Origin of the sequence: Pseudoalteromonas sp. Xi13 (assembly GCF_003952205.1) — a bacterium.
Lineage (GTDB): Bacteria > Pseudomonadota > Gammaproteobacteria > Enterobacterales > Alteromonadaceae > Pseudoalteromonas > Pseudoalteromonas atlantica.
This window is the reverse complement of record NZ_CP034439.1, coordinates 3,019,990-3,035,215: the sequence shown is the minus strand read 5'-3', so window position 1 is coordinate 3,035,215 and position 15,226 is coordinate 3,019,990. Positions and strand designations below refer to the sequence as shown.

Genomic DNA, 15,226 nt, shown 5'->3' with positions numbered 1-15,226 from the left:
TTAATGACATTTCACACTCTTATTATTTTTTGGCTTTGGCATAGTTAACTTATCTTAATGGGAGGTGGCTATGAATACGTTAATTTTAATAAGTCTCGCTATTAGCGAGTTTTTAGAATCACTTAGCTTTAGTGTTTCAATAAATGATTACTTTATACTCATTAGTATTTTTGTGTTATTTATATTTATTAATAAAAATAATTTTATAAGCAATAACAATGAACTAGGGGCAGTGGCATGAGTACAACAAATACGCTTTCAAAGCCCAGTAATAAAAAGTTTTGGGAATACGCACCTTTAATTTTTACTGGGTTTTATTTGCTTCCGACTCTTTTTAATCTATCTAACTTGCCAGTCAATACCATTGTAATGAGCGTGGCGTTTTATATTGTATTTATTTTGCTTTACATAAAAGCCATGCACTGTGAAACAAAGCGTATAACAACGCTGTTTGTTATTATGTTAGTGGTGTGTTTTAGCGCCACACTTTATACCACCGGGACCTCTACATTATTTGGTTTTATCGCGTTTATAGCTGGTGAGTCATACGCTAAAAAAAGCAGATTATATGCCGTTTTTAGCCTTATATTTACGGTGGCGTTAAGCGCCTATTTGGCAGATATAGCAAACATAAAATACTTTTTAGCCGGCACTTTATTAATATCAGGGGCGCTGCTGGCTTTTGGCATTGCAACCCAAAAAGAGCGCCTGCATAAAAAGCGCGAACAAGAAAGCGCTAACCAACTAGAGCAATTAGCTGCCATTGCTGAGCGTGAACGAATAGCGCGCGACCTGCACGATATTTTAGGCCACTCACTATCATCTATTGCTTTAAAAGCTGAGCTTGCTAATAAGCTAAATCAAGGAGAGCGCTACGAACAAGCCAATAACGAAATAGCACAAGTAGCAGATCTAGCAAGGCAGTTACTTAGCGATGTAAGAAACGCCGTAAGCGATTTAAAGCAACTTAATTTAATAAGCCAAATAGCCCAGCTTAAACAAAGGCTAATAGAGCAAGACTTTAACGTTAACTTTAATGTTGTATTAAATACTTTGCCACCTAAAGTAGAAGGGATCGCAGGGCTTATAATTAAAGAAGCGGTAACTAATTTATTACGCCATAGCAGTAATAAAAACGGCGAAATAAATATAGAGCAAACACAGCATCAGCTGCATATAAGTGTGGTTGATAACGCACCTTGCAGCACGTTAAACGCAGGTAACGGTTTAAATGGTATTAAAGAGCGTGCAGAGCAACTTAATGGCCATGCCACGTTTACCTGTGGCGAGAAGTTTACTTTAAACGTAATGCTGCCAATTTCAGCTAAGGATTAACAATGATCAAAGTATATTTAGTGGAAGATCAAGCACTCGTGCGCGACGCAGTAGGGGCATTGTTAAGCCTTGATTTTAATATTGAAGTGATAGGCCAAGCCAGTAACGGCCAAGATGCCCTTAATGCAATAAAAGCACTGGCCGATGAGGCATTGCCAGACATAATTTTAACCGATATTGAAATGCCACACATGAGCGGTATAGAGCTAAGTGAGCAAATAGCGGCCACGTTCCCAACCATTAAAATGGTTATTATGACCACGTTTTCGCGAGCTGGTTATATTAGGCGCTCGCTCGCCCTAGGCGTTAAAGGTTTCATTTTAAAAGAAGCACCAAGTGATGAGCTTATCAATGCACTTAAAAAAGTAATGCAAGGGCAAAAGGTTATAGATCCAGAGCTTGCCATTAACGCGCTTGATGACGCCGACCCGCTCACCGATAAAGAGCGCAAAGCACTTAAGCTTGCAAGCGATGGCTTAAAAACAAGCGACATAGCCAAACAGCTGTTTATAAGCGAAGGCACAACACGTAATTATTTATCCGATGCTATCGCAAAACTCAATGCCACTAACCGCGTAGATGCAGCGCGTATTGCAAAGCAAAAAGGGTGGTTATAATCGCGCTTATATTAAGTGATGATTAAGTCGATTAAGCGTATGTTTTACTTATTAAAGCGGTTTATTAAAAGTTTCATACGCTTTTACCTGTCTCATTTTACGTATATGGGTTAAAATACCTACATAACCAACTAACAAGATAGTGAATGTCAAACCAAGATCCAAATCTCAGCCGAGAACAAGAAAAGTACGAAAACCCAGTCCCTAGTCGTGAGTTTATACTTACTCACCTTCAAGAGCGTTCAAAACCTGCTAACTTCACGCAACTTTGTGATGAATTAGCTGTAAACGATACCGAACGCCAAATTGCATTTAAGCGCCGCCTTCGTGCCATGGAGCGCGATGGCCAATTGTATTTTAATAAGTTTAAATGTTACGCCCTAATTGACGAAGCCGGTTTAACCAAAGGCAAAGTAATTGGCCACAGAGACGGTTTTGGCTTTTTAGAAGTTGAAGGCGAGAGCAAAGATTGGTTTATAGCCAAGCATCAAATGAACATGGTGCTGCACGGCGACATCGTACTTGCTAAAGGCACAAAACGTGGCTCAGGCTCAAAATGTGATGCCCGCATAATTAAAGTACTCACCAACGAGCGCGCACCTATTGTAGGGCGTTATTTTGTTGAGCATGGTATTGCAGTTGTTGTAGCCGAAGACCCACGTATTACCCAAGATATTATTATTCTGCCAGGCAGTGAAAACGGCGCGCGCCATAACCAAATGGTGCAAGTGCAAATCACTCAAAATCCTAGCCGTAACATGAACGCGGTAGGTAAAATTATTGACGTACTGGGCGAGCATTTAGCGCCAGGTATGGAAATAGAAGTGGCACTGCGCAATCACGATATTCCTCATGTTTGGCCAGAAGAAGTAGAAGAACAAGTAGCTCATTTAGGTGAGTTTGTTGATGAAGCCGACAAACAAGGCCGTGTAGATTTACGCGACCTGCCACTGGTCACCATAGATGGTGAAGACGCCCGCGACTTTGATGATGCCGTATATTGTGAGCGTAAAAAATCTGGCGGCTGGCGCTTATGGGTAGCCATTGCTGATGTATCACATTATGTAGGTATGAACACGCCGCTAAATAAAGAAGCGATTGCTCGCGGTAACTCAGTGTATTTTCCTGAGCAAGTAATTCCAATGCTGCCAAAAGTGTTGTCGAACGGTTTATGTTCGCTTAACCCTAAAGTAGACCGCCTTTGTATGGTGGCCGAAATGACGGTATCAGACGCAGGTAAGCTTTCGGGTTATAAGTTTTACGAAGCGGTGATGAACTCACATGCGCGTTTAACCTACACCAAAGTAAATGCCATTTTACAAGGCGATGAAAAATTACGCGAAGAATACGCACCTGTTGTGCCACATTTAACTGACTTACAGCAAATGTATATGGCGCTTAAGTCGGCGCGCCAAACCCGTGGTGCTATTGAGTTTGAAACGCTAGAAACGCGTTTTGTATTTAACGCACACCGTAAAATAGAATCAATTGTGCCAGTTGTTCGTAACGACGCGCACAAACTGATTGAAGAATGTATGATTTTAGCCAACGTATCGGCGGCTAAATTATTAGAAAAACACGAAGCCAGCGCGCTTTACCGTGTGCACGATGAGCCAGATCAAGAAAAACTAGGTAACTTTACTCAGTTTTTAAGTGAGCTTGGCATTCAAAGCACATTAAATGATGAGCCAACACCGAAAGAAATTACCCAAGTGTTAGCCCGTTTAGGCGACCGCCCTGAGGCCGAGCTTATTCAAACCATGCTACTTCGTTCAATGAAGCAAGCGGTTTATCAGCCAGACAACATAGGCCACTTTGGCTTAGCGCTGCCTGCGTACGCACACTTTACCTCACCGATTCGCCGTTACCCTGATTTAGTGGTACACCGTGCAATTAAAGCGGTAATAAAAGCACAAGGTCAGCAAACATCGGGCGCATACGCGTACACCGATGATGAAGTAGATCAACTAGGCGAGCAGTGTTCAACCACCGAGCGCCGCGCAGACGACGCAACGCGTGAAGTTGCCGACTGGCTTAAATGTGAGTTTATGCAAGACCACGTGGGTGATGAGTTTAACGGGGTTATTTCATCCGTTACTAACTTTGGCTTATTTATACGCCTAGACGACTTACAAATTGATGGCCTGATCCATGTTACTAATTTAGGTGATGAATACTTCCATCATGATGGTGCAAAACACACCCTAATTGGCGAGCATACACATACCGTTTACCGCCTTGGCGATAAAGTAACGGTACAAGTTGCTTCGGTAAGTTTAGATGAGCGCCGTATAAATTTAACGCTCAGTGGTGATGTAGCTCAAGATAGATACGCGCGTCGCCGTGGCTCAGCTAAAGGAGCAGGGCGCGGTAAATCAAGCCATGCACCAGCAAGTGTAAGATCGCAGCTTAAAGCGGGTAAAATCCCTGGAAAAAACACATCAGGCGATGAAAAACCCAAAGCTGGTAAAAAACCAGCCAGTAAAAGTAAAGGCAAACCAGCGGGTAAGTCTGGCGCAAAGCCAGCCGGTAAAAAAGCCGCTGAAACCACCGCTAAGAAAAAACCGAAAAAAAAGGCAGTTAAAAAGCCTAAAAGACCAGGCAAAAATGCCCGTAAACGTAATAGCCCAGGAGCAAACAATACGTGAGTAATGAATTAATTTTTGGCTTTCACTCTGTTGAAGCAATTTTAGCAAAAGAGCCAGAGCGTTTTTTAGAAATTTATGCCCTTAAAGGTCGTGATGATAAGCGCTTAACCCCGATTATTAATGAAGCACGTAAATTTGGTATTTCTGTACAATTTATGCAGCGAAAAGCGCTAGATAACAAAGCAAACGATGAACAGCACCAAGGCATTATTGCCAATGTAAAAGCTGCGCGTGTTTACAACGAAAAAGATTTAGATGAGATCATTGCTCGCGAAGACACGCCGTTTTTATTAGTACTAGATGGCATAACCGATCCACACAATTTAGGTGCCTGCCTACGTAGCGCAGATGCAGCAGGTGTACACGCTATAATTGTACCTAAAGATAAGTCGGCCAAGCTTAACGGCACAGCACGTAAAGTAGCCTGTGGCGCAGCCGAAACTGTACCGCTTATTCAGGTAACAAACCTGGCGCGTACGCTTCGCGAAATTAAAGACGCAGGCGTATGGGTTGTGGGCACCGCAGGTGAAACAGACACCCACGTGTTTGATGCAAACCTTACTGGGCCAATGGCAATAGTAATGGGAGCAGAGGGCGAGGGCATGCGCCGTTTAACGCGTGAGCATTGCGACGTGTTAGTTAAAATTCCGATGGCAGGAAGTGTTTCTAGCTTAAATGTATCGGTAGCCACCGGTATTTGTTTATTTGAAGTGCTACGCCAACGTAACGTAAATAACTAATATCCAGTTGCTTAATTAATATATTTATTTTTAGGCAGCTAAGCGTGTCGATAGACAAAATTCGTTATTTAATCGTTTAAATAAGGGATTTAGTTAGCGCCAAATTTAGCTTACAAAACGCCGAGGTTATTTTAACCTTGGCGTTTTTTATGTAGCGTAGTTTGTAATTTTACAGGTTAAGCAAATCGCCAACGCGCACTAATAGCCTAAACGTAATGCGATAAACTCAGCGAGTTTGTCTACTGCGTGCTCAGACTCCCCGCCGCTTTTTATTAAGCTAATACCTATGCTACCAAGAGCTGGTAAATATTTACTTTGCGCCTGAAAATTAAGATCGCTTGGCACCGTACTTTTAGCCAGTACAGTAATACCCAAGCCTTCTTTTAAAGCGGCAATAAGGCCGGTTAAATCGGCATTGCTGTAAACAATACGGTATTTGATATTGGCACTTTTAAGTGCATCTGTAGCGCGGCGCCTATAAATACAGCCCTCGGGCGCGGTGACTAAGGTTACTACCTCATTTTTTGCCTGTGCTAGGTCGCCCACCCATACTAGCTCGTCTTGCATAAAAATAGGGAACTTGTCTGAATTAAGGCGCTCGTTAAGTGCTAAAACAAGATCAAATTGATCTTGCCTTGAGGCTGACAGTAAATGTTTACTTAAGCGCGATTTAACCTCCAGCGATACCTCAGGATAAAGCGAGACAAAATCACCAATAATAGAGGGTAAAATACGTGCTGCAAATTCGCTAGGAATACCCAAGCGCACTTTACCGGTTATGCTTTCTGAGGTGAACTGCTGCAAAATAGCATCGTTATACTGCATCATTTGTTTTGCCATAGGCAAAAGTAGCTCACCGTACTGATTAAGCACTTGGCGCTGGCCCTGCTTTTTAAATAATTTATAACCGAGTAAATCTTCAAGGCGTTTAATTTGCAAGCTTACCGCAGGTTGCGATAACCCCAGAAGGTCGCCGGCTTTTGCAAATCCACCTACCTCAACAACCATTACAAAGGTACGCAAACTGTCGGTTGATATGTTTTTCATATTTAAAATTACAATTTATATAGCTACATATATAAGTATTATTTATCAATTGATAAATAATTACAATTTGTTGTTGTCACAGTGGCGCAATATACTTTTGGTATCAAAAATACACAGGTGTTTGTTATGACTTTTAACCCAATAATGTTTGCCCGCCACAGCAATGCTGCAAGTGCAGTTACCAATGCCGTGCAAGCAAATAACAACCTCGTTGTAATGGATTTTAGTGGCAGTGAAACCAGTGTATTTTTAAGCACTATTTTAGGGTTAGATCTCACAAAGCTTACAGCCAGCGGCTTAGGCTTAAAAGGCACGCTTGATGGCGATTTAAATTCTGATTACAGCTTTGCCGTTTATTACTTTAGCGAAACCGCATTTAGATTTGTATTACCGTACAGCGCAAGCTTGCAATTACAAGCACTGATAAACGAGCAGCAACTTCGTTTTGATATTGATTATGTACTACGTAGCGACCTTGCAACTCTTGCGCTGTGTGGAGCAAACGCATTTGATACCTTAATTAGCGCGTTTAAATTAACGCCAGGGCTGCGTTTATCAAACCCACAACTATGCTATGGCGCGCAAAGCGGCGAAGTATTTATTACCGCCATAGATAAAAACGACGAACAGCACTTTGTGTTAGTAGCCAAGCAACAAGAACTACAAAAATGGCAACAGCACTTACAAGCACAAGGTTTTGCCCTAATGCAAAACGAAGCTGCCTAATACATAAAATAACCGGTAAACATAACCGTGTTTGCCTGTTTAGTTAAATCTATTTAAGCCACGCCCGCACAGGGTTAATTTAAAAGTGAAGGAATGTTATGACTTCTAAAACTGTACTACATGCTAAGCACCTTGAAGCAGGCGCAAAAATGGTTGATTTTCATGGCTGGGAAATGCCAATCAACTACGGCTCACAAATAGAAGAACACAATGCAGTGCGTACCGATGCAGGTATGTTTGACGTATCACACATGACCATTGTTGATATTGAAGGCGAACAAGCAAAAGCATTTTTACGTAAGTTAGTAGCAAACGACGTAGCAAAATTAACCGTACCAGGTAAAGCGCTTTACACGGGCATGCTTAACGAGCAAGGCGGCGTAATCGACGATTTAATTATTTACTACTTTAGCGAAACGTTTTATCGCTTAGTGGTAAATTCTGCCACCCGCGAAAAAGATTTAGCTCACTTAGCTAAAGTATCTGCCGACTTTACAGTAACCGTAACTGAGCGCCCAGAGTTTGCAATGATTGCAGTACAAGGCCCTAATGCAAAAGCAAAAACAGCCACACTTTTAAATGCTGAGCAACAAGCAGCCGTTGAAGGCATGAAGCCATTTTTTGGTGTACAAGTGGGTGATTTATTTATTGCCACAACGGGTTATACTGGCGAAGACGGTTACGAAATTGTAGTACCGAACGAGCAAGCAGCCGATTTATGGCAACAACTGCTAGATGCAGGTGTAGCGCCAGCCGGTTTAGGTGCACGCGACACGCTACGTCTAGAAGCAGGTATGAACCTTTACGGCCTAGATATGGACGAAAGCGTATCGCCACTTGCAGCTAACATGGCATGGACCATTGCATGGGAACCAGAAGATCGTGACTTTATTGGTCGTGACGTACTTGTTAAGCAACGCGCCGAAAAAAGCACCCATAAACTTGTTGGTTTAGTGCTTGAAGAAAAAGGCGTATTGCGTAGCGGCTCAAAAGTAATTGTTGAAGGTGGAGAAGGGGTAATTACCTCAGGTACTTTCTCACCAACACTTGGTTTTAGTGTAGCCCTTGCACGTGTACCGCGTTCAACAGGGGATACAGCCCAAGTAGAAATGCGCAAAAAATTAGTTAACGTTAAAGTAGTAAAGCCTAGCTTTGTACGTAACGGCAAATCAATCATTTAAAAATTTGGTTATACCAATCACAATAATTATTGTGATTGGTATCCTCCCAATATAAACCAAAGGAACAAAATAATGAGCAATATCCCTAGCGATTTAAAATACGCCTCTTCTCACGAGTGGGTTCGCAACGAAGGTGACGGTACATTTACTGTGGGTATTTCTGAGCACGCGCAAGAGCTGCTTGGCGACATGGTATTTGTAGAACTACCAGAAGTAGGCGATGCAGTAGATGCAGGCGAAGATTGTGCAGTAGCAGAGTCGGTTAAAGCTGCATCAGACATTTACGCACCAGTTGGCGGCGAAATTGTAGCGATTAACGAAGAGCTAGAAGACGCACCAGAAACGGTTAACAACGACCCATATGGTGACGGCTGGTTATTCCGCATTAAAGCAACTGACGAGTCAGAGCTTGAAAACCTACTTAGCGCAGAAGACTACGCTAACACAATCGACGAAGAGTAATACTCTAAGTAGATGACAAAAGCCCCATTCACTGTTTTTGGGGCTTTTATGATTTAACGGCCTACTTCCCATACACAGTACGTTATTAAATCATCACATATTTTAATCAATACTAATTACCCGTTAGTATTTAGGATCATAGGAATCTAGACGCATGTCAAACGCCAAATCTCTTGAACAGTTAGAGCAAAAGCAAGATTTTATTCGCCGCCACATTGGGCCAAGCCCAGCACAAGTAAGCGATATGCTAAGTGCTTTAGAAGTATCAAGTGTGCAAGAGCTGATCGACCAAACTGTACCTGCAAGCATTCGCTTAGCGCAGCCATTAACAGTTGGCGAAAGCCGTACTGAAGTTGAAACACTAAGCTACTTGAAATCGGTAGCAAGCAAAAATAAAGTTTTCAAATCGTACATTGGCCAAGGCTACCACCCAACGCACGTACCGCACGTAATTTTACGTAACGTACTAGAAAACCCAGGTTGGTATACTGCGTACACGCCGTACCAGCCAGAAATTGCGCAAGGGCGTTTAGAATCATTATTAAACTTCCAAACTATGACCCTAGATTTAACAGGCCTAGATTTAGCAAGTGCCTCGTTACTTGATGAATCAACCGCTGCTGCTGAGGCTATGGGCCTTGCAAAACGCGTATCTAAAGCTAAAAAAGCCAATGCCTTTTTTATAGCAGACGACGTACACACACAAACTATTGATGTAGTGAGCACCCGTGCTGAGCAGTTTGGTTTTGAAATCATTGTAGGTAAAGCAGAAGATGCCGTTAACCACGACATTTTTGGCGCACTTTTCCAATACCCAACTACATCAGGTGAAGTAGTCGATATAACCGACCTAATTGCCGGCGTACAAAGCAAAAAGGCCATTGCCTGTGTTGCTGCCGACATTATGAGCTTAATACTACTAAAAGCACCGGGTAAATTAGGTGCCGACGTAGTACTTGGTTCGGCCCAGCGTTTTGGTGTACCTATGGGTTACGGCGGACCACACGCTGCATTTTTTGCAACGCGTGATGCATACAAACGTTCATTACCAGGGCGTATTATTGGTGTATCTAAAGACCGTTTAGGTAACGACGCACTACGTATGGCCATGCAAACGCGCGAACAACACATTCGCCGCGACAAAGCCAACTCAAACATTTGTACAGCGCAGGTACTACTTGCCAACATGGCCGCGTTTTACGCGGTGTACCACGGCCCACAAGGCTTAAAAACTATCGCGCAGCGTATACATCGCTTTGCTGATATTTTAGCTGCAGGCCTAAAAGCTAAAGGTATCGCACTTAAACACAGCACCTGGTTTGATACGCTAACAGTAGTGAGCGACAGCAAAGACGACGTAATAGCGCGTGCACTTGCCAAAGGCGTTAACTTTGCCACAAACCACGACGGCGAATACTCTATTTCGGTTTCAGAAACCACCACCCGCGCCGATGTAGCTGAGCTATTTGATATTGTACTAGGTGAAGGCCATGGCCTAAGCGTAGATAGTATTGCAGCCGATATTGAAGCAAACGGTAGCGACTCTATTCCAGCTAGTTTAGTACGTGATGACGAAGTATTAACGCATCCAAACTTTAACAGCTACCACAGCGAAACAGACATGCTTCGCTACATTAAGCGTTTAGAAAACAAAGATTTAGCGCTTAACCACTCAATGATCTCGCTAGGTTCATGTACCATGAAACTAAACGCGACCGCTGAGATGATCCCAATTACATGGCCTGAATTTGCAAACTTGCACCCATTCTGCCCGCTCGATCAGGCCGAAGGTTACCAAATAATGATTAACGAGCTGCACGACTGGCTAGTTAATATTACGGGGTACGATGCAGTTTCACTTCAGCCAAACTCTGGCGCACAAGGTGAATACGCAGGCTTAATTGCTATTCGTAAATACCACGAGTCGCGCGGCGATGCGCACCGTAACGTATGTTTAATTCCAAGCTCAGCACACGGTACTAACCCTGCATCTGCGCAAATGGCCAGCATGAAAATTGTAGTGGTTGATTGCGATAAAAATGGTAACGTAGACATGGCCGACCTAAAAGCGAAAGCCGAAGAAGTGTCTGAAAACTTATCGTGCATCATGATCACATACCCATCTACACACGGCGTTTACGAAGAAACCATTCGCGAAATTTGTGACATTGTGCACGAGCACGGTGGCCAAGTTTACATGGACGGCGCAAACATGAACGCGCAAGTAGGCGTAACAAGCCCAGGCTTTATTGGCTCAGACGTATCGCACTTAAACTTGCACAAAACGTTTTGTATTCCGCACGGTGGCGGCGGCCCAGGTGTAGGCCCAATTGGTGTTAAATCGCACCTTGCGCCATTTATGCCAAACCACAGCGTAATTAACGTTCCGGGTACAAACATTAACAACGGTGCAGTATCAGCAGCGCCTTACGGCTCAGCCGCTATTTTACCTATTTCATGGGCTTACATTACCATGATGGGCTCAGAGGGCTTAAAACAAGCCACTGAAATGGCGATCGTTAATGCTAACTACTTAACACACGAGTTAAGCCAGCACTTCCCAATTTTATACCGTGGCCGTAACAACCGCGTTGCGCACGAATGTATTGTTGACCTACGCCCACTTAAAGAGCAATCAGGCATTACTGAAATGGACGTAGCTAAGCGCTTGCAAGATTACGGCTTCCATTCACCAACCATGTCGTTCCCAGTAGCGGGCACGTTAATGATTGAGCCAACTGAATCTGAGTCAAAAGGCGAGATAGACCGCTTTATCGAAGCTATGGTGTCAATCAAAGGCGAAATCGACAAAGTAATCTCTGGCGAATGGTCAATCGAAAACAACCCGCTTGTGTTTGCACCGCACACACAAGCAGACGTGTTAGGTAACGAATGGGACCGCGCGTACGACCGTTTTTACGCTGCATTCCCAGTGCCTTCAGTAGCAAAAGACAAGTTCTGGCCAACCGTTACACGAATAGATGACGTATACGGCGACCGTAACTTGGTATGTTCATGCCCAGCGGTAGAGACATATCGCGACTAAGAGTTGAGACTAATTTTTGAACTTTAATGGGTAGTAAGTTCCATTATAGTTTGAAAATTTATCAAAATTATAAAAGCCGTTGCAGCCATGTAACGGCTTTTTTGTGTTTAAGCGCTTTAGATGCACAGCTTACTGTCGTTTTGGCGAAGCCCAAATAGCAGGATAGTTATTAAATAAGTTAATAACTGAAGATGGTAAGATCAAACTACAACTTGAAAGATTGCCTAATAATTTCATGTGTGAAGTCTTGAATTGATCCTTTTCTCCTAATATTGCGACGTTGTCTATTATTAAAGTGTTCAGCTCAATTAAGCCAGTTCGAAATTTCAATTTATATTATTTTACCAATGAGCAGCTGAAAAATTAATTGCATATTATTTAATACTCGATAAAATATTTTAATATCGACAAGGACCGTGGGTAATCTTCATAATAAATTACACATTCTTCCTCCAAAAACAATGATATTTCAAAAGGTTACTGTGTCAGTCATTGACAAAATTCAAAGCTTCAGCGCGAAAATTCAGCCCTTTTTTGATCAATTTGGTGCGCACAAAGTACATCTATCTCCTGAAGTATTCGGGTGTTTAAAAAATAACGGTGAGCCTGTTGGCAATCAATTGATTTTACGTAGTCTTAGCTTCTCAGATGGTAAGCCTCGTAGAGATTTTGTTTATACAGATCCAGATGGCAGTTTTAGGTTTCCTGAAAAAACGATTCGTTCTGATGAACCCAGCGTACCATTCAAAGAAATATTTACTAACCAATACATTACCACCACCATTAATAGAAAAAAATTTATTATTTGGCGAGCGACATTAATAGGGAAAAATCCTATTAATGAATTTACCAGTAAATTAGGTTCTCTTAACGCTGATATAACTAATGAGGCTATTTTATTTAGCTTTTCTAGTAGTCGAGAAGAAATGAGTTTAGAGGGGACTTCAATTTGTCGTTGGGATAAAGATTTTGAAGTTATTGATGTTGATGAACACCTAAATCTTACTAGTGATAAAGTTAAATAAAATAAAGAAAATTATTATGATGCAAGTTTTAACTCCTTCATTAGTAGCTAGGTTTGCAGCAATACCATATTCAACTGACACAACTGATGGTGTCGAGGGCTCCGCTTATTATGGAGCTTTGTCTAGACACTTTGATTTTGATTAGCAAATGTTTTTAATGTTAGGCATTATTCGGCTATATCAAAAGCTGTTGGTAGATTAAATGCATTATTTATTGAAGATAAGATTCAATTGCGGTGGGAAGGCCTTCGAGGTGATTTGATGTCTGAAGTCAAGCTCTGACTCCTTGCTAGACCCATACTGCTTTACTAACATTGGAACGAAACGATGACTAAGGCAAAAGTTATGGGCCTTAAATAATCATCAGTAATGCTTAGTCTAAATCCAAATGGGTGATTGGTGGATATCCACACCAATTGACATCATTACTAAGTGGGGAGTTACATTTAAATTGAGTACACTTAATATGGATACTTGGTTTTCGATTAAAAAGATCAAGAAAACACAGCTGCTAGCTTGATCATTTTTAATGAGTTATCTGTTTAACACCTACTAAGGTATCACGAAAATGAAGAGGTTACTGAATGTTTTGCTTCTATTTAACAGAAGAAAATTTTTAAAAGTTGACAACAAAGCTTTACCAAAAAGTTGATTTAAATTATCTTAATTAGTATCATTTTAGCTACAAGCACCCACAACAACAAGGAAGAGTTGATGAAATCACCTTATGTAACAGAACAGTATAAAGCAGATCCTATTGGTTTTTTAATTAATATTTTAGATGCTAAAAAAATTGAGAATCAGATTAGGAACGAAGATGATATCTTATCTATATTAACAGGCCTAGTTGCCTATAGGCAGTTGAGTCGCTATAAACAGACACAGTTAAATGCCGCAATTTTAGCAATAAAAAGTGGACCCGTTAAAGAGTACCTGTATGGACTTGTTGCACAGCTAGCGTTTAATCCAAAGTGGTTTAGTTGGAGTATGAGTGACAAAGAATTAAGAGCCTTTTTTGAAAATAACAAAGACCTAGCTAAAGCAACTGCTGTTTTAGGTGTGGCGACTGTAGGAACAAGCGTCCCTGCAATATTAGAATCGCTTTTAAATATAAAAAAAACCGGAGTTAAAGCTGCGGCTAAAGGTGCAATAGTGAAAGCCTCTAACAGTGAAGTGGGTAAAGCCGCCGCTTCACAATTTACTAAAAACTCAAAAGTTCTTATTGGAAGTAGTTATGCAGCGGCGTATGTTACTGTTATATCTACTTTTTTGTGGTATTGTTCAAGCAAAAATGAAGCGGATGCCAAAAAAGAGTTAATCTTAAGAGGTTTAATTAAACTGGAAGATATTTAGATGATATTAAAAGGCTGCATAGTAATATTTTGCTTAATATGCATCAATCTTTTTACTCGACATCATATAGCCCAAAAGAAAGCTAAAAGTCATTCTAATAAGGACTTGTTAATAATATCATTTATTTTTTCAAGTTTACTGCTGATTCTAACACTGGCTATGCTAGCTATTGGTACTGAGTTTGATTGCTCGATTCAATCCCTAGGCTTGTTTATCATATATTGGAGTAATATGTATGGTTTGCTTAAAGTATGGAGAAATGCAGAGTGAAACTAATTAAGCCTTTTTGTTTAATAAGTATTATACTTTTTAGTCAGCTTGCGGCAGGAAATGATTTATATTTTGATGTGGGCAAAGCTACACCTTATCTTAGTGTTTGCTCACTTAAAAATGATTTATCTGAAAGTAATAGCGTTGTTGATTTTGCCAATGGTGTACTAAGTAAAATATATCATTCTTCTGGAGAATCGAAAAAGGAAGTTGCTGCTTTAGGGGCTAATGAATACTTTGACCAGCTAAGTTATCAATCTGCACTAGGTGTTACTCAAGAATATGAGCTCTACACTTTACCTAGATGCGAACGCTTTGCAGTTAATATTTTGAATAAGTTATGCTCAGATAAAGTGAGAAGCTCATCAATGGCAATGCTAGATTCTGCATGTGAAAAGGCTAAACAGTATTTTTAAATAATAAAACTTAATAAGATTATATTAAAAATTATTTAGGATGGTTTTTAAGGTTTAATTTTCGATTAGCTCTAAAAAACTAGAGGGATCAAATCTCGACTTCATATATTAATGGTTTATTTGTTGCCCATTGAGTTAATTCTTATGTCTAGACCGCTGCAAATAGGGTATAAAAATAACTTTTTAGTGATGAGGGTTTGAAGTGTTTTTTATACTGCATTGAGTAAACAAGCCTTCGTTTTAATATTGCAATTCATTTTGTTTAACGGCTAATTAGCATCATCGGCTAATAAAAATCCCTGAGCCATAAATTGATCCTTTATGAATTCTACTTTAAGCGCTCATAAAAGAAAAAGCCGT

General features: G+C 41.0%; 13 protein-coding genes. 12 read left to right on the top strand and 1 reads right to left on the bottom strand.

Going from position 1 to position 15,226, the window contains the following annotated elements; genetic code table 11:
- Positions 1 to 70 precede the first annotated feature (70 nt).
- The 5 genes from EJ103_RS20170 (at position 71) to rlmB (ending at position 5,340) form a co-directional block, all read left to right on the top strand.
- A complete protein-coding gene (locus EJ103_RS20170; protein WP_164521627.1) occupies positions 71 to 241 on the top strand; it encodes a hypothetical protein in 171 nt (56 codons plus the stop codon).
- On the top strand, positions 238 to 1,335 hold the full coding sequence (locus EJ103_RS13605; protein WP_126008160.1) for a histidine kinase: 1,098 nt from the start codon (positions 238 to 240) through the stop codon (positions 1,333 to 1,335). Before EJ103_RS20170 ends, EJ103_RS13605 begins: the two co-directional genes overlap by 4 nt.
- A gap of 2 nt (positions 1,336 to 1,337) precedes the next feature.
- Positions 1,338 to 1,952: a response regulator transcription factor gene (locus EJ103_RS13600; protein ID WP_004587598.1), complete on the top strand. Its 615-nt coding sequence runs from the start codon at positions 1,338 to 1,340 to the stop codon at positions 1,950 to 1,952.
- A 146-nt stretch (positions 1,953 to 2,098) separates the two neighbouring features.
- Positions 2,099 to 4,600: a ribonuclease R gene (rnr, locus tag EJ103_RS13595; RefSeq protein WP_126008158.1), complete on the top strand. Its 2,502-nt coding sequence runs from the start codon at positions 2,099 to 2,101 to the stop codon at positions 4,598 to 4,600.
- Positions 4,597 to 5,340, top strand: coding sequence for a 23S rRNA (guanosine(2251)-2'-O)-methyltransferase RlmB (gene rlmB, locus EJ103_RS13590; protein ID WP_024033280.1), 744 nt, complete (start codon positions 4,597 to 4,599; stop codon positions 5,338 to 5,340). Before rnr ends, rlmB begins: the two co-directional genes overlap by 4 nt.
- 198 nt (positions 5,341 to 5,538) lie before the next feature.
- Here the strand turns inward: rlmB and EJ103_RS13585 are convergent, their stop codons facing one another.
- Positions 5,539 to 6,387 carry a LysR family transcriptional regulator gene (locus EJ103_RS13585; RefSeq protein ID WP_029772013.1) on the bottom strand — a complete coding sequence of 283 codons (849 nt, stop codon included), beginning with the start codon at positions 6,385 to 6,387 and terminating at the stop codon, positions 5,539 to 5,541.
- Between the two features lie 126 nt (positions 6,388 to 6,513).
- On the opposite strand from EJ103_RS13585, the gene EJ103_RS13580 reads away from it, so the two are divergent.
- From EJ103_RS13580 to EJ103_RS13550, 7 genes are all read left to right on the top strand, one after another.
- Positions 6,514 to 7,113 carry a hypothetical protein gene (locus EJ103_RS13580; protein WP_126008156.1) on the top strand — a complete coding sequence of 200 codons (600 nt, stop codon included), beginning with the start codon at positions 6,514 to 6,516 and terminating at the stop codon, positions 7,111 to 7,113.
- Positions 7,114 to 7,211: 98 nt separating this feature from the next.
- Positions 7,212 to 8,294, top strand: coding sequence for a glycine cleavage system aminomethyltransferase GcvT (gene gcvT, locus EJ103_RS13575; RefSeq protein ID WP_004587593.1), 1,083 nt, complete (start codon positions 7,212 to 7,214; stop codon positions 8,292 to 8,294).
- 72 nt (positions 8,295 to 8,366) lie between these two features.
- Complete coding sequence (gcvH, locus tag EJ103_RS13570; RefSeq protein ID WP_004587592.1) at positions 8,367 to 8,756, top strand: glycine cleavage system protein GcvH; 390 nt, start codon at positions 8,367 to 8,369, stop codon at positions 8,754 to 8,756.
- A gap of 154 nt (positions 8,757 to 8,910) precedes the next feature.
- On the top strand, positions 8,911 to 11,802 hold the full coding sequence (gene gcvP / locus EJ103_RS13565; protein WP_121637944.1) for an aminomethyl-transferring glycine dehydrogenase: 2,892 nt from the start codon (positions 8,911 to 8,913) through the stop codon (positions 11,800 to 11,802).
- Between the two features lie 482 nt (positions 11,803 to 12,284).
- Positions 12,285 to 12,827: a DUF6795 domain-containing protein gene (locus EJ103_RS13560; protein ID WP_126008154.1), complete on the top strand. Its 543-nt coding sequence runs from the start codon at positions 12,285 to 12,287 to the stop codon at positions 12,825 to 12,827.
- A 714-nt stretch (positions 12,828 to 13,541) separates the two neighbouring features.
- Positions 13,542 to 14,180 carry a hypothetical protein gene (locus EJ103_RS13555; protein ID WP_126008153.1) on the top strand — a complete coding sequence of 213 codons (639 nt, stop codon included), beginning with the start codon at positions 13,542 to 13,544 and terminating at the stop codon, positions 14,178 to 14,180.
- A gap of 266 nt (positions 14,181 to 14,446) precedes the next feature.
- Positions 14,447 to 14,866, top strand: a complete 420-nt coding sequence (locus EJ103_RS13550; protein WP_126008151.1) for a hypothetical protein — start codon at positions 14,447 to 14,449, stop codon at positions 14,864 to 14,866.
- Positions 14,867 to 15,226: the final 360 nt, after the last annotated feature.

Bases quoted from the DNA above. Each gene is read 5' to 3' on its own strand.
- EJ103_RS13585 (WP_029772013.1), bottom strand. From the start codon at position 6,387: ATGAAAAACATATCAACCGACAGTTTGCGTACCTTTGTAATGGTTGTT.
- EJ103_RS13580 (WP_126008156.1), top strand. From the start codon at position 6,514: ATGACTTTTAACCCAATAATGTTTGCCCGCCACAGCAATGCTGCAAGT.
- EJ103_RS13605 (WP_126008160.1), top strand. From the start codon at position 238: ATGAGTACAACAAATACGCTTTCAAAGCCCAGTAATAAAAAGTTTTGG.
- EJ103_RS13600 (WP_004587598.1), top strand. From the start codon at position 1,338: ATGATCAAAGTATATTTAGTGGAAGATCAAGCACTCGTGCGCGACGCA.
- gcvP (WP_121637944.1), top strand. From the start codon at position 8,911: ATGTCAAACGCCAAATCTCTTGAACAGTTAGAGCAAAAGCAAGATTTT.
- EJ103_RS20170 (WP_164521627.1), top strand. From the start codon at position 71: ATGAATACGTTAATTTTAATAAGTCTCGCTATTAGCGAGTTTTTAGAA.
- gcvT (WP_004587593.1), top strand. From the start codon at position 7,212: ATGACTTCTAAAACTGTACTACATGCTAAGCACCTTGAAGCAGGCGCA.
- rnr (WP_126008158.1), top strand. From the start codon at position 2,099: ATGTCAAACCAAGATCCAAATCTCAGCCGAGAACAAGAAAAGTACGAA.
- gcvH (WP_004587592.1), top strand. From the start codon at position 8,367: ATGAGCAATATCCCTAGCGATTTAAAATACGCCTCTTCTCACGAGTGG.
- EJ103_RS13555 (WP_126008153.1), top strand. From the start codon at position 13,542: ATGAAATCACCTTATGTAACAGAACAGTATAAAGCAGATCCTATTGGT.